The following is a 15515-nucleotide window of genomic DNA, read 5'->3' on the forward strand; positions in this document are numbered from 1 at the left end:
CGGACGCAACCTTGCCGTTCGTCCTCGCCGGGCTCGCCGCCCAGACCTACCCGGCACACCTGCTCGAGGTCGTGGTCGTGGACGACGGCAATCCGGAGCCGGTCCGCCTGCCTGACGTCAGGCAGGCAAACACCAAGCTGGTTCGCGTCACCGACGGCTGGGGTCGCGCCAACGCCTGCCACACGGGCGCGCGCGCCAGCGAGGGCGACGTCATCATGTGGCTCGACGCCGACATGCTCGCCTTCCGCGAGCACGTCGAGGCACAGCTGCAGTGGCACCACGAGATCGACTATGCCGTTGTCCTCGGCACCAAGCGCTTCGTCGACCCGCTCGCGCTGGCCGACAAGACTCCCGCGCAGGTCAGGGACGACGTCGCCAGCGGCGCGATCGACCGCACCCGGGACTGGGACGCCGAGGAGACCCACAAGTGGGTCGAGGGGATGTGGCGGCGTACCGACGACCTGACGCTCGCCGGACCGCGCGCCTTCCGCGCCCACGTCGGCGCGACCGGCTCGCTGACGCGCGCCCTCTATGACTCTTCCGGCGGTATGGCGACGGGCCTGCGCCTCGGAGAGGACATGGAGCTCAGGGCACCGGCTGGCCGAGGCCGGCGGCGTGCTGATCCCCGAGCACGCATCGAAGGCCCGGCACCCGGGCCAGACACACGTGATGCAGCACCGCGACCAGATCAACCGCTACAACGACGCGTTCTCGGCCAACCTCGTGCCGACGATGCGGCCCAAGCGCAACCGGCGCGGTCGGCGCTACGACGTGCCCTTCCTCGAGATCGTCCTCGACAGCCGGGGACACAGCGCGGTCGAGGTGATCGGCGTCGTCGACGCAGTCCTCGACTCGTCGCTCGACGACCTGCGGATCCTCGTGATCGGCGACTTCGCGGACCTCACCGACCAGCGCCAGTCACCCCCGGGCGACCCGCAGCTCGAGCGGCGGATCGTTCATCGGACCTACTCCGGCGACCAGCGCGTCGAGCTGGTCGACGCGCTCCCCGGCGGACGATGCCGCTCGCCGTGGCGACTCACCCTCGACGGCGTCTCCAGAGCGCCGAAGGGGGACGCGATCGAAGACCTCCTCGACGACTCCGGAGGCCCACCACGACGGTGCCGCGGTCATCGACGGCGTCGGTCGGCTGGAGCGAACGGCCGCGGTCGAGCGGGTGCGCCGGACGGGCGCGGAGGTGAGCGACGAGCGGTTGCAGGCGGCGTACGGACTGATCCGCGTCAGCACGAGTGACGCCGGCTGGGTCCCGACGGCCGAGCGCGAGGTCGTCCGCTACGAGGGCAAGATGAAACGACCGCTGGACCGTTAGTCCGAGCCGAAGAGGTCGCGCGTGTAGACCTTCTCGCGGACGTCGTCGAGCTCGGGCGCCATCCGGTTGGCCACGATCACGTCTGCCTTCGCCTTGAACTTGCCGAGGTCGGTGTAGACCTTCGACCCGAAGAACTTGCCATTGGCGTCGAGGTGCTCGTCGGCCAGCTCCGGTTCGTAGACGACGACCTTGACGCCCTTGCCCTTGATCCGCTTCATGATCCCCTGCACCGAGGACTCGCGGAAGTTGTCCGAGCCGGCCTTCATCAGCAGCCGGTGGATGCCGACGACCTTCGGCTGGCGGTCGAGGATGTCGAAGGCGACGAAGTCCTTGCGGGTGGTGTTGGCGTCGACGATCGCGGTGATGAGCGTCTGCGGGACCTCGGAGTAGTTCGCGAGCAGCTGGCGCGTGTCCTTCGGGAGGCAGTAGCCGCCGTAGCCGAACGACGGGTTGTTGTAGTGCGTGCCGATGCGCGGGTCGAGGCCGACGCCGTCGATGATCTGCCGCGTCGAGAGGCCGTGCGAGAGGGCGAAGGAGTCGAGCTCGTTGAAGAAGGCCACCCGCATCGCGAGGTAGGTGTTGGCGAAGAGCTTGATGGACTCGGCCTCGGTGGGCTCGGTGAAGAGGACGGGTACGTCGTCGATGTCGGCGCCCTTCACCAGCAGCTCGGCGAAGCGGTGGGCCCGCGAGCTGTCCTCGCCGACCACGATCCGCGACGGGTGCAGGTTGTCGTGCAGAGCCTTGCCCTCGCGCAGGAACTCCGGGCTGAAGATCACGTTGTCGGTGCCGAGCCGCGCCCGGACGTCGGTGACGTAGCCGACCGGGATCGTCGACTTGATCACCATCGTGGCCTCCGGCGCCGGGCGCATGACGTCGGCGATCACGGACTCGACCGAGCCGGTGTTGAAGTAGTTGGTGACCTCGTCATAGTTCGTCGGCGTCGCGATGATGACGAACTCGGCGTCGGCGTAGGCCTGCGCCGCATCCGTCGTGAACGTCAGCGCCGTGTCCTCTGACGCGAGGAACCGGGAGATGTCCTCGTCGTGGATCGGGCTCTCGCCGGCTCGCAGCCGCTCGATGCGCGCCTCGTCGAGGTCGAGGCCGACGACCTCGTTGTCGCGGGCGAGCAGGCAGGCCATGGAGAGTCCGACATAACCGAGGCCGACGACAGCAATCTTGGTGGTCACCGAGCCATCATCCCCGACTCAGGTTGCCAGCGCCCTCGCCATCCGGTGAACAATCTCCGTCAGCCGCTCCGCCGACGTCGCGATGTTGAGCCGCACGTGCCCGGTCGACCCCGGGTGGTAGTCGTGCCCGGGGGCCAGTCGCACCCTGCCACGCTCGAGGCAGACCTGCGCCGGATCGCGGAACCCGTAGGCCCGCAGGTCCAGCCACGCGAGGTAGGTCGCCTCCAGCGGCCGCATCCGCGCGAGCGGGAGGTGCTCGGCGAGGAGCGCCTCGAGCAGCGTCCGCTGACGGTCGAGGCGTTCGACCGGGGCTGCCAGCCACGGATCCCCTTCGTCGTACGCCGCTAGGGCGGCCACGACACCGAGCGTCGACCACGAGTCGTTGCGAGCCATCGGTGCGCCGAAGAGGCGGTCGCGGGTCGCGACGTCGCCGGCCACGACCCGGGCGCACTTGAGGCCGGCGATGTTGAAGGCCTTGGACGCCGCCACCAGCGCAACCGCGTGGTCGGCCGTCCCGTCGACCGCGAGGTAGGAGACGTGGTCGGCTCCGGGCAGCACGAGGGGCGCATGGATCTCGTCGCTGATCACGCGGGCGCCGTGGCGCACCACGACGTCGCGGATGCCTTCGAGCTCTGCGTGCGTGAAGACCCGACCCCACGGGTTGTGCGGCTGCGTCAGGATCAGCGTCCGCGCGCCGTCGGCGAAGGCGGCGTCCGGGGCCTCGAGATCGATCACGGCCCGCTCGTCGTCGGGGTCCACGACGAGGTCCACCCGCTTGCGGCCGGTGATCTCGGCGATCTCGAGCTGCGGCGAGTAGGCCGGGACGGGCATCACGACGGGCGCGTCCTCGCTGAGCACGTCGAGCGCGAGCCGCATGCCGGCCGTGACGTCGACGGTCGGGATCACCAGCTCCGGATCGACGGTCTGGTCGAAGTGTCGCTCCGCCCAGTCGGCGTACGCACGACCGAGCTCGCCGCCGAAGGCGTACGGCGGATAGCCGGTCCGGCCCCGGATCACGGCCTCGAGCAGGGCGTCGGTGATGACGTCGGCGACGGCGTAGTCCATCTCCGCGACCCACGCCGGGATCACGCCCGGCTCGGTCATGCCCCACTTGAGGACCCGGGGGCTCGGCGGGCTTCGTCGTCGGTCAGGTCGCGAATCATGCGATCGAGCCTATTCTCGGGGACATGACGATCATGCAGGCGACCGAGCTGACGCACGCCGCGATGTTGGGACTGGGGGTCTATCGCCCCGAGCGGGTGGTGACCAACGAGGAGATCTGCGAGACGCTCGACTCCACGGACGAGTGGATCCAGAGCCGGTCGGGGATCCGGACCCGCCGGTTCGCCGGGGCGGAGGAGAGCCTGATCGGGATGGCGACGGCCGCCGCCGAGCGCGCGCTGGCGGTCTCCGGCGTGAGCGCCGACCAGCTCGGGTGCGTCATCGTCGCCACCTCCACGCACCCCGAGCACACGCCGGCATCGGCGCCGCAGGTCGCGACCGCGCTCGGCTCGACCGCCGCCGCCTTCGACGTGTCCGCCGGGTGCGCGGGCTTCTGCCACGCGCTCAACCCGGCGTCCGCGATGGTCCGCTCGGGGGCGGAGTCACACGTCCCGGTCATCGGCGTCGAGCAGCTCAGCCGCTTCATGGATCCCACCGACCGCGGCACCGCGTTCATCTTCGCGGACGGCGCCGGTGCCGTCGTGGTGGGACCTTCGGGTGCCACGGGCATCGGCCCGACGGCGTGGGGATCCGACGGCTCGCAGTCAGGCGTCATCACCCAGACCCCGAGCTGCCTCGGCGCGCACACCGAGACCCCCGTCGTGCAGATGGAGGGTACGGCGGTCTTCCGCTGGGCTCCGTTCGCGATGGCCGAGGTGGCGCACTCGGCGCTGCGCGCGGCAGGGGTCGCGGTGGACGACCTCGACGCCTTCATCCCGCACCAGGCCAACCTGCGGATCACCCAGACGCTGTCGCGCAACATCAAGCTGCCCGAGTCGGTCGCGGTCGCCACCGACATCGTGGACTCCGGCAACACCTCCGCCGCGTCCGTGCCGCTGGCCATGGAGGCCATGCTGCGCAAGGGCGAAGCCCGGGTCGGCGACGTCGCCCTGCTGATCGCGTTCGGCGCCGGGCTCAGCTATGCGGGCCGGGTCGTCGCCCTCCCGCCGATCGAGTAGATCGCTGCCCCCACGCCCACCCGGCCAGCCCGAAGAGCACCGGCCACAACGCGAGCCGTTCCATCGCACCGGCGGCAGCGGCGTCCTCGCCGCCGACCACGAACACCGCCGCCGCGCCGGCGGTGACGACGCCGGTCGCCAACAACGCCTTGGCCAGTCCGGGCTGCGTGTGCCGGATCCGGTGACCGAGGAGTGCCAGCGCAAAGGGCTGCGCCACGAAGAGCGGCGTCGCCGCGATGGCGTGCAAGGTCGCGTCCCCGGTCGAGCGGTGCCAGACCTGTCGCGACCGAGCTCGCGCCGGAGACGATCAGCAGCCCGGTCACCCACGGGCCCAGCTCCTTGTTGGACAGCAGCGCGCCGCCGGCCAGCAGTGCGCCGTACGCCATGAAGGAGCCGTTCATCACCTCGTGACGCGGGGAGCAGTAGGCCTCCGAGCAGCCGATCTCGCCGAGCTTGCTCACCGTGTCGGTGACGAAGTCGTAGCCTCCGGTCGTCGCCGCCGCGGTGATGATCTCCGTGGCGATGTAGGTCGGGCGGGCGAGGAGAGCCGGGGGCTCCGAGGCGGCCCGGGGGTGGTCGGCATTCGGTCACCGTAGACGGGTTTTCGTCCCCGAAGCGACGAAGTTGGGGTCCGTGCCGTATCGTTGCTCATGTTGAAGGGATGACTCCCGAGTCGTCCCGGCCGCACACGATGTCGCGGCCCTCATCTCGCACTCCCGGTTTTCGGTTCGCTGGACAGCAGCACGGGTGGATGTCTTCAGCGGCCGGGGGCACAGTGTCCCGGCACGAAAACAAAGGAAATGATCATGGCTACTGGAACTGTCAAGTGGTTCAACGCCGAAAAGGGCTTCGGCTTCATCGCTCAGGATGGTGGCGGCGAGGACGTCTTCGTCCACTACTCCACGATCCAGAGCAACGGCTACAAGTCGCTCGATGAGAACCAGAAGGTCGAGTTCGACCTCGCCGCCGGCCCCAAGGGTCCGCAGGCCGAGAACGTTCGCGTCTCCTGATTTGAAACGAGGGGCCCCGACCGCACTGCGGTCGGGGCCCCTCGTGCATTTCGGCTGGGGCGTCCTGTCCGTCAGGCCTGTTGGCCGAGCGCGAACTGGATGTTGCCCTGCTCATCCACGCCGCCGTCCAGCACCTTGTCGGCCAGCATCTCCGATGCAGGCCCATCGACGTAGACGGTGGCGCCGTTCTGCTCCACCACTTGGTCGTCCTGCTCGGCATGATCGGCGGGACTGACCGACAGGGACTGCCCGTCGGCAGTGATCCGGAGGCCCGAGACCTCCGGCACCTCCTCGACGAGCTGCTTGACGATCTCGGTCACGTTCTCGGTGAGAGCAAGCATGGCTCTCCTTCCGACTGGCGAATGTGTCCCCTTCACCATGTCTCGGATCAGCCGCGCGGGCAAACGCCTGTCGAGGATGCGGGACGCCCGACCTCCGCAGCGCGACCACCACAGCGCGGGCCATCGGGGAGATGGTCCAGTGGCAAACGGTCGTGCACGACCCGTTTCGACAGCCGTCTGACACTGGCCTATCGAGGTGCTCGAGCAGCTACTCCGCTCCCGGCCGAGGGTGAGGCGACGACGGCGTTGCCGAGGCCGACGCCCTGCGAGACCTACAGCGCGGCGACCAGCTCGGTCGCCTGCTTGATCGCCCGCTTCGCGTCGAGCTCCGCCGCGACGTCCGCGCCGCCGATCAGGTGCCCGCCGACCTCGTCGTAGAGGTCGCGCACTGACTCCCGGCCCGCGCAGATCACCACGTCGTCGCACTCGATCAGTCGCGACTCACCGTCCACGGTGATGTGCAGTCCCTCGGCAGTGATCCGGTCGTACGTCGCACCGCGGACCTGCACGACACCCGACTGCTTCAGCACCGCACGGTGCGCCCAGCCCGACGTCTTGCCGAGCCCGATGCCGATCGGCGTCTCCTTGCGCTGGACCAGCGTCACCTCGCGCGCAGCCTCGCGCGGCTTCGCCTCGGTGAGCCCGCCCGGGTGCAACGTCGGGTCGCCGACGCCCCAGTGCGCCATCCACTCGTCGAGGTCCTCCTCCCGGTGGGTGAGGAAGACGCTCATGTCGACACCGATGCCGCCGGCACCGATGACCGCGACGCGGCGACCGACCTCGACCCTGCCGGAGAGCACGTCGGCGTACGACACGGCGAGGTCGATGCCGTCGATGGCCGGCATCCGCGGGACGACGCCGGTGGCGATGATGGTGTGGTCGAAGCCCGCGAGGTCCGCTGAGGTCGCGGCGGTGGAGAGCCGTACGTCGACGTCGAGCGCCTCGAGGCGCGCGGTGAAGTAGCGGAGGGTCTCGGCGAAGTCCTCCTTGCCGGGGATCTGCATCGCGAGCCGGAACTGGCCGCCGATGACGGTCGACTTCTCGAAGAGCGTCACCGCGAAGCCGCGCTCGGCGGCGTTGACCGCCGCGGCCAGACCGGCCGGCCCGGCGCCGACGACGGCGACGGACTGACGGGTGCGCGTCGGCAGCAGGATCAGCTCGGTCTCGCGCGCGGCGCGGGGGTTGACCGGGCAGGACGCGAGCTTGTTGGCGAAGACGTGGTCGAGGCAGGCCCGGTTGCAGGCAATGCAGGTGTTGATCTCGTCGGCCCGGTCGGCCCGGGCCTTGGCGACGAACTCCGGGTCGGCGAGCAGCGGGCGCGCCATCGACACGAGGTCGGCCCGGCCGGACGCCGGGATGTCCTCGGCCATCTCGGGACTGTTGATCCGGTTGGACGCGCAGACCGGGACGTTCGCGATCTCCTTGAGGCGGGCCGTCGCGGACCGCCGTGCACCGCGCGGGACCCGGGTGATGATCGTGGGGACGCGCGCCTCGTGCCAGCCGATGCCGGTGTTGAAGACGGAGACGCCGGCCTCCTCCAGCTCGCCCGCGAGCTCGACGACCTCGTCCCACGTCTGGCCGCCCTCGACGAGGTCGAGGAGCGAGATGCGGTAGATGATCGGGAAGCCGTCGCCGACCAGCTCGCGCGAGCGGCGCACGATCTCGATCGGGAACCGCATGCGGGCCGACGCGCTGCCACCCCACTTGTCCGTGCGGTCGTTGGTGCGGGCGGCGAGGAACTGGTTGATGAGGTAGCCCTCGGAGCCCATGATCTCGACGCCGTCGTAGCCCGCCTTCTTCGCGAGCGCGACGGACTTCGCGAAGTCGGTGGCGGTCCGGTCGACGGCCCTCGTCGAAAGCGCGGACGGCTTGAAGGGCGTGATCGGCGACTTCTTCGCCGACGCGCTGACGCTCAGCGGGTGGTAGCCATGGCGGCCCCGCGTGCAGGATCTGCATCGCGATCGCGCCGCCCTCGGCGTGCACGGCGTCCGTCACGGTGCGGTGCCGCGCGGCCTGCAGGCGGTTGGTCATCTCGGAGGCGAACGGCTTCAACCAGCCGCGCTTGTTGGGGGCGTAGCCGCCGGTGATGATCAGCCCGACCTCACCCCGCGCGCTCGGCGAAGTAGGCCGCCAGCTTGTCGATGTCCCGGGGCTTGTCCTCGAGCCCGGTGTGCATCGAGCCCATGACGACGCGGTTGCGCAGCGTCAGGTCGCCGATGGTCATCGGGGCGAGGAGGTGCGGGTAGGGCGTCATTCGTGTGCCTCCGGGTATTCGTTGAGCCAGCCGATCCAGAACTCCTCCGGGCGGATGCCACCGCGCAGGACGAGATATTGATCGAGCTCCGGTCCGGCCAGTCGGCCGGCACGGGATAGTCGCGCTTCTCCAGCTCGCGGTAGTGCGCGAGCCTCGTCTCGTGGTCCGCGAGGGTCTCGCGGACCCTGCGGAGCAAGGCCGCGCGATCGCCGTACGACGCGGCGCGGAGCTTCACGGCGAGGTCGCTGCGGAAGGTCTCCATCGCGAGCGGTTCGGCGAGCCAGTCCGCGAGCACTCGGCGCCGGCGGGCGAGACGGCGTAGACCTTGCGATCGGGGCGGCCGGCCTGCGGGACCGTCTCGACGCTGAGCCAGCCGTCGGTCTCCATGCGGCCGAGCACGCGGTAGATCTGCTGGTGCGTGGCGTGCCAGAAGAAGCCGATGGACTTCTCGAAGCGGCCCGCGAGCTCGAGCCCGGATCCCGGGCGCTCGCTCAGCGCGACGAGGAGCGCGTGTTCGAGGGCCATGTCGGGGATCGTGCCAGACCTATGCAACTAGTTGCAAGGTGCCCGTCGTCACAGCACTCCCGCGCCCACCATCTCCTCGAAGACCAGCTGGGTCTCGGTGTGCCGCACGATCGGGTGCACGTTGATGTGCTCGAGCACCGGGTCAGCGCAGCTGCTGGGTCGACGCGACGGCGACTCGGGAGGAGATAGTCGTCCTCGCCGCCGACGTGCAGGATCCGAACGACGCCCGGGATCGCGGGGAGCGCCCGGTGGAACCGCGCCACGTGGTCGCGGTTGTGGCTGCCGAGCCGCACCTTGATCACGGCCTCGGATGGGAAAGCCGAGGGCGGCCGGGTCGACGTCCGCGTGGACGCCACGCACGATCGCACGCTCCCGCAAGGACCGCACGCGGGCCGGGCAGGTCGACTCGGCGATGCCCACCCTCGCCGCCAGTGCCGAGTTGGTGATCCGGCCGTCCTCGGTCAGCTCGGACAGGATGCGCAGGTCGACGGCGTCGAGCGCCGCATGATCTGTCGGTGAACCGGGACGCGGCATCTGATTTCCTCGGATTCTGCGGGGTGCCCGGGGATCAGGATGTTCTTCTTCGAAGGTCATTCCCAAGTGCCGAGGATTATTCCACGATGGCCGCATGACCAGCCTTGACACCCTCGCTGTCCACGCCGGCCGCGGCGACCTCTCGGCGCTGGGCGTGCACGCCCTTCCGCTCGACTTCTCCACCACCAACCCGCTCCCGTCGATCGGGCTGGGTGGGGATTCCTACGAGTCCATGGCGACCGGCGGACGTCCCACAGAAGGCGGGCTGGTCTACCAGCGCCTCTGGAACCCCACGGTGGCCCGCTTCGAGGAGGGCCTCGCCACCCTCGAGCGCACCGAGGCGGCCGTCGCCTTCTCGACCGGCATGGCTTCCGTGACCGCGGCAGTCCTCGCCGCCGTCGCCGAGCACGGCTCCGGCGGCCGCCACGTCGTCGCGGTCCGCCCGTTGTACGGCGGAACCGACCATCTCCCGGCGTCGGGCACGCTCGGCGTCGAGACGACCTTCTGCACGGCCGACGAGGTCGCGTCGGTGGTGCGGGCCGACACCTGTCTCGTCGTGCTCGAGACGCCGGCCAACCCCACGCTCGAGCTCGTCGACATCGCGGCCGTGGTCGGTGCAGCAGGCGCCGTACCCGTGCTGGTGGACAACACCTTTGCGACGCCGGTCCTGCAGAACCCCGCGGCGCTCGGCGCCGCGCTCGTGCTGCACAGCGCCACGAAGTACATCGGTGGCCACGGTGACGCGATGGGCGGCGTCATCGCCTGCGACGAGCGGTGGGCCGGGGCGCTGCGTCGGGTGCGTGCGGTCACGGGGGCGCTGCTGCACCCGATGGGCGCCTACCTGCTGCACCGCGGGCTGGCCACCCTGCCGCTGCGCATGCGCGCCCAGCAGGAGGGCGCGAGCAAGCTCGCGACGTGGCTCGTGGAGCAACCCGGCGTCGGCGATGTCTTCTTCCCCGGCCTGCCCGAGTGCGACCCGCTGCACCCGGTCGGTCGTCAGATGCGCGGCCCCGGAGCCGTGCTCGCGTTCCGGGTCGAGGGTGGGTATGCCGCAGCCGCCCGCGTCACCGAGGCGGTGGCGCTCTTCACCCACGCGGTCTCCCCGGGCGGCGTCGACTCGCTGGTCCAGCACCCCGCCGCGCTCACCCACCGGCCGGTGGCCAGCGAGGCCAAGCCCCACGACGACCTGCTGCGGCTCTCGATCGGCCCGGAGGACGCCGACGATCTCTGCGCCGATCTCGCGCAGGCGCTCGCGGCCTCCCAACTCATGTAACCGGCGTTTACACCAACTGACCGGCCGATGCAGCGGCCGGTCAGTTCATGTAGACGCCGGTTACATGGAGTGAGACGCACCCTCGCGACCGTGACAGCGTTGCTGTCATGATCGGTCCATGACGTATGAACTCGGTCAGGGCACCGGCCCCCTCAAGGGCATCAAGGTCGTCGAGATCGCCGGCATCGGCCCGGGCCCGCACGCCTGCATGATCCCGGCCGACCTCGGCGCCGACGTGGTCCGCATCGATCGTCCGGGCGGTGGGATGTTCGGCAGCGGTGAGCACGACGTGCTGACGCGCAGCCGTCCGAGCGTCGCGCTCGACCTGAAGAAGCCGGAGGCGGTGGCCACCGTCCTCGACCTCGTCGAGAGCGCCGACGTCCTCATCGAGGGGATGCGCCCCGGCGTCACCGAGCGCCTCGGCCTCGGCCCCGAAGACTGCTGGACCCGCAACCCGCGCTCGGTCTACGGCCGGATGACCGGCTGGGGCCGGGACGGCCCGTGGAGCCGGGCCGCCGGCCACGACATGAACTACATCGCCATCACCGGCGCCCTGCACGGCCTCGGCCGGGACCGCTCGCGCCCGCACTTCCCCGGCAACCTCGTCGGCGACTTCGGCGGCGGCTCGACCTACCTCGTCATCGGCGTCCTCGCCGCGCTGCTCGAGGCGAAGGTCAGCGGCCGGGGCCGAGGTCGTGGACGCCGCCATCGTCGACGGCACCGCGCACCTCAACGCCATGGCCTCCACGCTGACCGCGCTCGGCGTCGCCAGCGACCGTCGCGTGAGTGGCCTCCTCGACGGCGGCACGCCCTACTACGACATCTACGAGACCGCCGACGGCCAGCACATGAGCGTGGGGGCGCTCGAGCCCCAGTTCTACGACGAGCTCGTACGCCGCCTCGAGCTCGACCTCCCGGACCGCAACGACCTCACGAACCTCCCCGCGATCCGCGAGGCGCTCACGGCGCGATTCAAGGAGAAGACGTAGGCCGAGTGGTCGGCCATCTTCGACGGCACCGACGCGTGCGTGGCCGCGATCATCCCGCTCAGCGCGGCGCCGGCCCACCCGCACCCGGCCGCGCGCGGCACCTTCGTCGAGAGCGGTGGCATGACCCAGCCGGCCCCTGCGCCAAGGTTCAGCAGGACGGCCGCCACGATCGCCATGCCTCCCGGCGGAGCGGGGGCGCACACCCGCGAGGCCTTGAACGCGTGGGGCGTGCAGGGTGTCGAGGACCTGATCGAGAGCGGCGCCGCCGTACAGGCATAGCGCAGGTCACACTCCCAACGATTCGCAGGAACACGCAGGCGACCACTACCGTTGTGGACGAAGTCGCCTCGGCCAGTCTTGCCCCGAGTCGCAGCAGGCCCAGAAACACCCACGGGTCCGCTTACCTCGAAATCCTTTCGAGGCCATGCCGCGCTGGTTTGAAAAAACTCAGGCGCGATGTGTTGGCGAGACGCCAACGAAAAGGTTCCACATGTCTTTCGCCGACTTCGGCGTGCCCTCCATGCTCATCGACATCCTCGAGAAGCAGGGCATCACCACCCCCACTCCCATCCGGGCCGCGACGCTTCCTGACTCCCTCGCGGGTCGCGACGTCCTCGGCCGCGGCCGCACCGGCTCCGGCAAGACGTACGCGTTCCTGCTGCCGCTGGTCGCCCGCCTCGACGCCGCCAAGATGCCGGCCATGCCGCGCAAGCCGCGCGCGCTGATCCCGGGCCCCGACGCGCGAGCTCGTGGGCCAGATCCACGCCGCGCTCAAGCCGATGGCCGACGCCGCCGGCCTGTCCACGATCGTCGTCTACGGCGGCGTGAGCCGGGGCCCCCAGACCACCGGCCTCAAGAAGGGCGTCGACATCGTCGTCGCCTGCCCGGGTCGTCTCGAAGACCTCATGCAGCAGAAGTACGCCGACCTGTCGGCCGTCGAGGTCACGATCCTCGACGAGGCCGACCACATGGCCGACCTCGGCTTCCTGCCCGGCGTGCGCCGGATCATGGACAAGACCCCGCAGGACGGCCAGCGGCTGCTCTTCTCCGCAACGCTCGACAAGGCGATCGACGTCCCGGTCAAGCGCTTCCTGACCAACCCGGTCACGCACGAGGCCGACTCGGCGCAGTCGCCGGTCTCCACGATGTCGCACCACGTGCTGCACGTGAACCGCGAGCAGCGCGTCCCGATCCCGGTCGACCTGACCAGCGCCCCGGGTCGCACGGTCGTCTTCACCCGCACCAAGCACGGCGCCAAGGCGCTGACCCGCCAGCTCAACAAGTCCGGTGTCCCCACCGTCGAGCTGCACGGCAACCTGTCGCAGAACGCGCACCCGCAACATGGAGGCCTTCCACTCCGGCAAGGCCGCGACCCTCGTCGCGACCGACATCGCCGCCCGCGGCATCCACGTCGACGACGTCGCGCTCGTCATCCACGCCGACCCGCCGGTCGAGCACAAGGCCTACCTGCACCGCTCCGGTCGTACGGCGCGAGCCGGCGCCCCGGGCACGGTCATCACGCTCATGACGGACGACCAGGTGCGCGACGTGCGCGACCTGACCCGTCTCGCGGGCATCAAGGCCACCACCACCAAGGTGCACGGCCCCGGTCACCCGATGCTCGTCGAGCTCGCCCCCGGTGTGCGCAGCACGCCCGGCGGACTCGTCCCCGAAGTCGCCCCCTCCGGTGGCGGCTCGTCGACGGGCGCCAACGCCGCGCGCAAGCGCGCTCGCAGCACCGGCCAGACCAACGGCCAGTCGCGTCGAGGCAACCCGACCGGCGGCGCGTCGTCCAGCTCGACCGGTGGTTCCACCGGTGGCGGCAACGGGGGCGGCCAGCGTCGTCGCTCCGGCGGCGGCGGCCGTGGTGCCCCGGCGGGCGGCTCGACCGGTGGCGGTCGCGGTCGTCGCAGCGGCGGCGGCAACAGGAGCCGGGGGTGGCTCGACCGGTGGCGGTCGCGCACACTCGGCCGCCGGCTTCTCCGGTCGCTGACCTCCAGTCACACGCGCGGGACGCGGACACAACGTCGGATCTCGACGTGTGTCCGCGCGTCTTTCATTTCGGGAATGGACGCTCGAACCATTTAGTTGTACCTTCAACTAACTAGTTCGAAGGAAGTGAGCACGCCATGTCCATCCCCGCGGTCCGGCTCAACCACGCCGTCCTCTTCGTCGCCGACCTGCAGCGGTCGATCGACTTCTACACCTCCGTCTTCGCCATGGAGGTCGCCGCCGTGGAGCCCCGCGCCAACGCGGCGTTCCTGCGACTGACCCACGGCGACAACCACCACGACCTCGGCCTCTTCGGCATCGGCGCCGACCGTGTCAAGCGCCCGGGCATCGGGCTCTACCACCTCGCCCGGCAGGTCGACACGATCGAGCAGCTCGAGGAGGCGCGGCTCGGCCTCGCCAACGCGGACGCCTACACCGGCGAGTCCAGCCACGGCGCGACCAAGAGCGTCTACGGCAAGGACCCGGACGGCAACGAGTTCGAGGTGATGTGGATGCTGCCGCGCGCGGACTGGGGCCGCTTCGAGCACGAGGCCTCCGTCGAGCGACTCGACCCGGCCGCCGAGGTCCGTGAATGGGCAGGCGTCCGTACCGCTGTCGAGGCCGGACGATGAGCGCTCCCGTCGTCGCCCGGGGCCGCCGGACAGGACGACCCGAGCCGGCCTCTGGTCGTGCTGCTGCACGGCCGCGGCTCGAGCGAGACCGACATCATCGGCCTCGCCGGACACCTGCCGCCCGGTCCGTCGTACGCCGCCGTGCGCGCGCCCATCGGTGAGGGCGGTGGCTATGCGTGGTTCGCCAACCGCGGCATCGGCCGGCCCGTCGCCGAGAGCCTCGCCGAGACCATGGCGTGGTTCCGCACCCGGGCTCGACGAGGTCGCTCCGGAGGGTCGACCCGTCGTCCTCGCCGGGTTCAGCGGTGGCGCCGCCTTTGCCGGCGGACTCGTCCTCACCGATCCTTCGCGGTACGCCGCTGCCGCGATCCTCTACGGCACACTGCCCTTCGAGGATGCCGGCGTGCCCGTCGAGGCGGGCCGCCTCACGGGCCTGCCGGTGTTCGTGGCCCGGGGCGACCGGGACCACGTCATCCCGGCCGAGCTGCTGGCCCGCACTCGGGTCCTACCTGCTCGGCGCCTCGGGTGCCGCCGCATCGGCGCGCCGCGACCCGGGCGGTCACGGCCTGACGCAGGCCACTGCCGCCGAGCTCTCGGAGTGGCTCACGCACCGCCTCGCTCGGCTGGCTCGCCGCGGGGCAGGCCCCGTCGGCCCGGCCGAGCAGCCCGTCGAGTGGCCGACCCCCGGCCGGCGGCACGCTCCCGGTCCGCGTCGGCGAACGGCCTCAGGTCCACTTCCGGATCCCGCAGAGCCAGCTCACCGACAACGCTCCCGCGCACCTGCAAGAAGCCCTGTTCGAGCGGATCGCCCGGCTCGACGGGATCAGCAGCGGACCCTCGATGATCTCCGTCCCCGGTGCCCGCGGCTTCGTCGCACCGGCCGCCGACGGACCGGACGACGCGTTCCTCGTCACGGAGGTGAAGGAGTTCGCCCATCTGCACCCCGAGCAGGACGGCTCGCTGCACCTCGCGCTGCCGCTCGACCTCGCGGGCGACGCGATCGCCCGGGGCTGGGCCCAGTCCCACATGTGGGCGGGCGTGCGCCTCTCGCCCGGCTTCCTGATGGTCTACGGCCCGCGCGACGAGGCCGAGCTCGAGGTCGTCGCGGGGATCGTCGAGGCGTCCTACCGCTACGCGCTCGGTCAGCTCCGATGACTCTCGACCCGACGGAAGCCGCGGCGCTGCTCGCTGAGGCGCGCCGTGGTCGCCGTGCCGCTCGACCGCGTCAGCGACGCCCACGCCGGGCTCGACGAGGCGTGGGGCTACGCCGC

19 protein-coding genes and 6 pseudogenes are annotated in these 15515 nt (G+C 70.8%); 15 read left to right on the top strand and 10 right to left on the bottom strand.

What is annotated here, in order from left to right:
• The first annotated feature begins 11 nt into the window (after positions 1 to 11).
• Positions 12 to 1199 (top strand): glycosyltransferase family 2 protein, encoded by a 1188-nt coding sequence (locus tag LP418_RS12395; protein WP_257956492.1) that lies wholly within the window; start codon positions 12 to 14, stop codon positions 1197 to 1199.
• Positions 1196 to 1327 carry a hypothetical protein gene (locus tag LP418_RS12400; RefSeq protein WP_257956493.1) on the top strand — a complete coding sequence of 44 codons (132 nt, stop codon included), beginning with the start codon at positions 1196 to 1198 and terminating at the stop codon, positions 1325 to 1327. The genes LP418_RS12395 and LP418_RS12400 overlap by 4 nt, the downstream gene beginning before the upstream one ends.
• Here LP418_RS12400 and LP418_RS12405 read toward each other — a convergent pair.
• Both LP418_RS12405 and LP418_RS12410 read right to left on the bottom strand, forming a co-directional pair.
• Complete coding sequence (locus LP418_RS12405; protein WP_257956494.1) at positions 1324 to 2514, bottom strand: nucleotide sugar dehydrogenase; 1191 nt, start codon at positions 2512 to 2514, stop codon at positions 1324 to 1326. The two genes, LP418_RS12400 and LP418_RS12405, sit on opposite strands and share 4 nt — an antisense overlap.
• Positions 2515 to 2532: 18 nt before the next feature.
• Positions 2533 to 3618, bottom strand: a complete 1086-nt coding sequence (locus LP418_RS12410) for a MalY/PatB family protein (protein WP_257956495.1) — start codon at positions 3616 to 3618, stop codon at positions 2533 to 2535.
• Between the two features lie 83 nt (positions 3619 to 3701).
• Here LP418_RS12410 and LP418_RS12415 point away from each other — a divergent pair, with 83 nt between their 5' ends.
• Positions 3702 to 4694 carry a beta-ketoacyl-ACP synthase III gene (locus LP418_RS12415; protein ID WP_257956496.1) on the top strand — a complete coding sequence of 331 codons (993 nt, stop codon included), beginning with the start codon at positions 3702 to 3704 and terminating at the stop codon, positions 4692 to 4694.
• On the opposite strand, the gene LP418_RS12420 is transcribed toward LP418_RS12415, so the two are convergent.
• Positions 4655 to 5218, bottom strand: coding sequence for a DUF998 domain-containing protein (locus LP418_RS12420; protein WP_336276070.1), 564 nt, complete (start codon positions 5216 to 5218; stop codon positions 4655 to 4657). The genes LP418_RS12415 and LP418_RS12420 overlap by 40 nt on opposite strands.
• Positions 5219 to 5500: 282 nt before the next feature.
• Between LP418_RS12420 and LP418_RS12425 the strand changes: the two genes are divergently transcribed.
• Positions 5501 to 5704 carry a cold-shock protein gene (locus tag LP418_RS12425; RefSeq protein ID WP_257956497.1) on the top strand — a complete coding sequence of 68 codons (204 nt, stop codon included), beginning with the start codon at positions 5501 to 5503 and terminating at the stop codon, positions 5702 to 5704.
• A 71-nt stretch (positions 5705 to 5775) separates the two neighbouring features.
• On the opposite strand, the gene LP418_RS12430 is transcribed toward LP418_RS12425, so the two are convergent.
• The 7 genes and pseudogenes from LP418_RS12430 to LP418_RS12455 all read right to left on the bottom strand — a co-directional run bounded on the left by LP418_RS12430 (position 5776) and on the right by LP418_RS12455 (position 9358).
• Entirely contained in the window at positions 5776 to 6045 is a 270-nt protein-coding gene (locus LP418_RS12430; protein WP_257956498.1) for a Fe-S cluster assembly protein HesB, read from the bottom strand.
• Positions 6046 to 6317: 272 nt separating this feature from the next.
• Complete coding sequence (locus tag LP418_RS12435) at positions 6318 to 7961, bottom strand: oxidoreductase (RefSeq protein WP_336276071.1); 1644 nt, start codon at positions 7959 to 7961, stop codon at positions 6318 to 6320.
• 76 nt (positions 7962 to 8037) lie between these two features.
• Positions 8038 to 8139 (bottom strand): annotated as a pseudogene (locus LP418_RS29865) (hypothetical protein); the annotation flags it as partial.
• Positions 8140 to 8146: 7 nt separating this feature from the next.
• A complete protein-coding gene (locus tag LP418_RS29870) occupies positions 8147 to 8299 on the bottom strand; it encodes an oxidoreductase (RefSeq protein WP_272496333.1) in 153 nt (50 codons plus the stop codon).
• Positions 8296 to 8561: pseudogene (locus tag LP418_RS33265) on the bottom strand (hypothetical protein). Before LP418_RS33265 ends, LP418_RS29870 begins: the two are co-directional and overlap by 4 nt.
• Positions 8531 to 8824 carry a PadR family transcriptional regulator gene (locus LP418_RS12450; protein WP_257956499.1) on the bottom strand — a complete coding sequence of 98 codons (294 nt, stop codon included), beginning with the start codon at positions 8822 to 8824 and terminating at the stop codon, positions 8531 to 8533. The pseudogene LP418_RS33265 and the gene LP418_RS12450 overlap by 31 nt, the downstream one beginning before the upstream one ends.
• A gap of 48 nt (positions 8825 to 8872) precedes the next feature.
• On the bottom strand, positions 8873 to 9358 hold the full coding sequence (locus LP418_RS12455; protein WP_257956500.1) for an Lrp/AsnC family transcriptional regulator: 486 nt from the start codon (positions 9356 to 9358) through the stop codon (positions 8873 to 8875).
• A gap of 94 nt (positions 9359 to 9452) precedes the next feature.
• On the opposite strand from LP418_RS12455, the gene LP418_RS12460 reads away from it, so the two are divergent.
• The 11 genes and pseudogenes from LP418_RS12460 to LP418_RS12510 all read left to right on the top strand — a co-directional run bounded on the left by LP418_RS12460 (position 9453) and on the right by LP418_RS12510 (position 15399).
• Positions 9453 to 10631, top strand: a complete 1179-nt coding sequence (locus LP418_RS12460; RefSeq protein WP_257956501.1) for a trans-sulfuration enzyme family protein — start codon at positions 9453 to 9455, stop codon at positions 10629 to 10631.
• A 208-nt stretch (positions 10632 to 10839) separates the two neighbouring features.
• A pseudogene (locus LP418_RS12465) lies at positions 10840 to 11244 on the top strand (CoA transferase); the annotation flags it as partial.
• An 82-nt stretch (positions 11245 to 11326) separates the two neighbouring features.
• Positions 11327 to 11620 (top strand): CoA transferase, encoded by a 294-nt coding sequence (locus LP418_RS12470; protein ID WP_257956502.1) that lies wholly within the window; start codon positions 11327 to 11329, stop codon positions 11618 to 11620.
• 39 nt (positions 11621 to 11659) lie between these two features.
• Positions 11660 to 11899 carry a hypothetical protein gene (locus LP418_RS12475; protein WP_257956503.1) on the top strand — a complete coding sequence of 80 codons (240 nt, stop codon included), beginning with the start codon at positions 11660 to 11662 and terminating at the stop codon, positions 11897 to 11899.
• Between the two features lie 241 nt (positions 11900 to 12140).
• Positions 12141 to 12284: pseudogene (locus LP418_RS12480) on the top strand (DEAD/DEAH box helicase); the annotation flags it as partial.
• A gap of 115 nt (positions 12285 to 12399) precedes the next feature.
• A pseudogene (locus LP418_RS12485) lies at positions 12400 to 12630 on the top strand (DEAD/DEAH box helicase); the annotation flags it as partial.
• A gap of 331 nt (positions 12631 to 12961) precedes the next feature.
• Positions 12962 to 13060 (top strand): annotated as a pseudogene (locus LP418_RS12490) (helicase-related protein); the annotation flags it as partial.
• Positions 13061 to 13144: 84 nt separating this feature from the next.
• Positions 13145 to 13708 carry a hypothetical protein gene (locus tag LP418_RS12495; protein WP_257957327.1) on the top strand — a complete coding sequence of 188 codons (564 nt, stop codon included), beginning with the start codon at positions 13145 to 13147 and terminating at the stop codon, positions 13706 to 13708.
• Between the two features lie 41 nt (positions 13709 to 13749).
• Complete coding sequence (locus LP418_RS12500) at positions 13750 to 14244, top strand: VOC family protein (RefSeq protein WP_257956504.1); 495 nt, start codon at positions 13750 to 13752, stop codon at positions 14242 to 14244.
• A 57-nt stretch (positions 14245 to 14301) separates the two neighbouring features.
• Positions 14302 to 14814, top strand: coding sequence for a hypothetical protein (locus tag LP418_RS12505; protein ID WP_257956505.1), 513 nt, complete (start codon positions 14302 to 14304; stop codon positions 14812 to 14814).
• A gap of 270 nt (positions 14815 to 15084) precedes the next feature.
• Positions 15085 to 15399, top strand: a complete 315-nt coding sequence (locus tag LP418_RS12510) for a luciferase domain-containing protein (protein ID WP_442940175.1) — start codon at positions 15085 to 15087, stop codon at positions 15397 to 15399.
• The last annotated feature ends 116 nt before the right edge of the window (positions 15400 to 15515 follow it).

The organism is Nocardioides sp. B-3 (assembly GCF_024703895.1).
Classification (GTDB): domain Bacteria; phylum Actinomycetota; class Actinomycetes; order Propionibacteriales; family Nocardioidaceae; genus Nocardioides.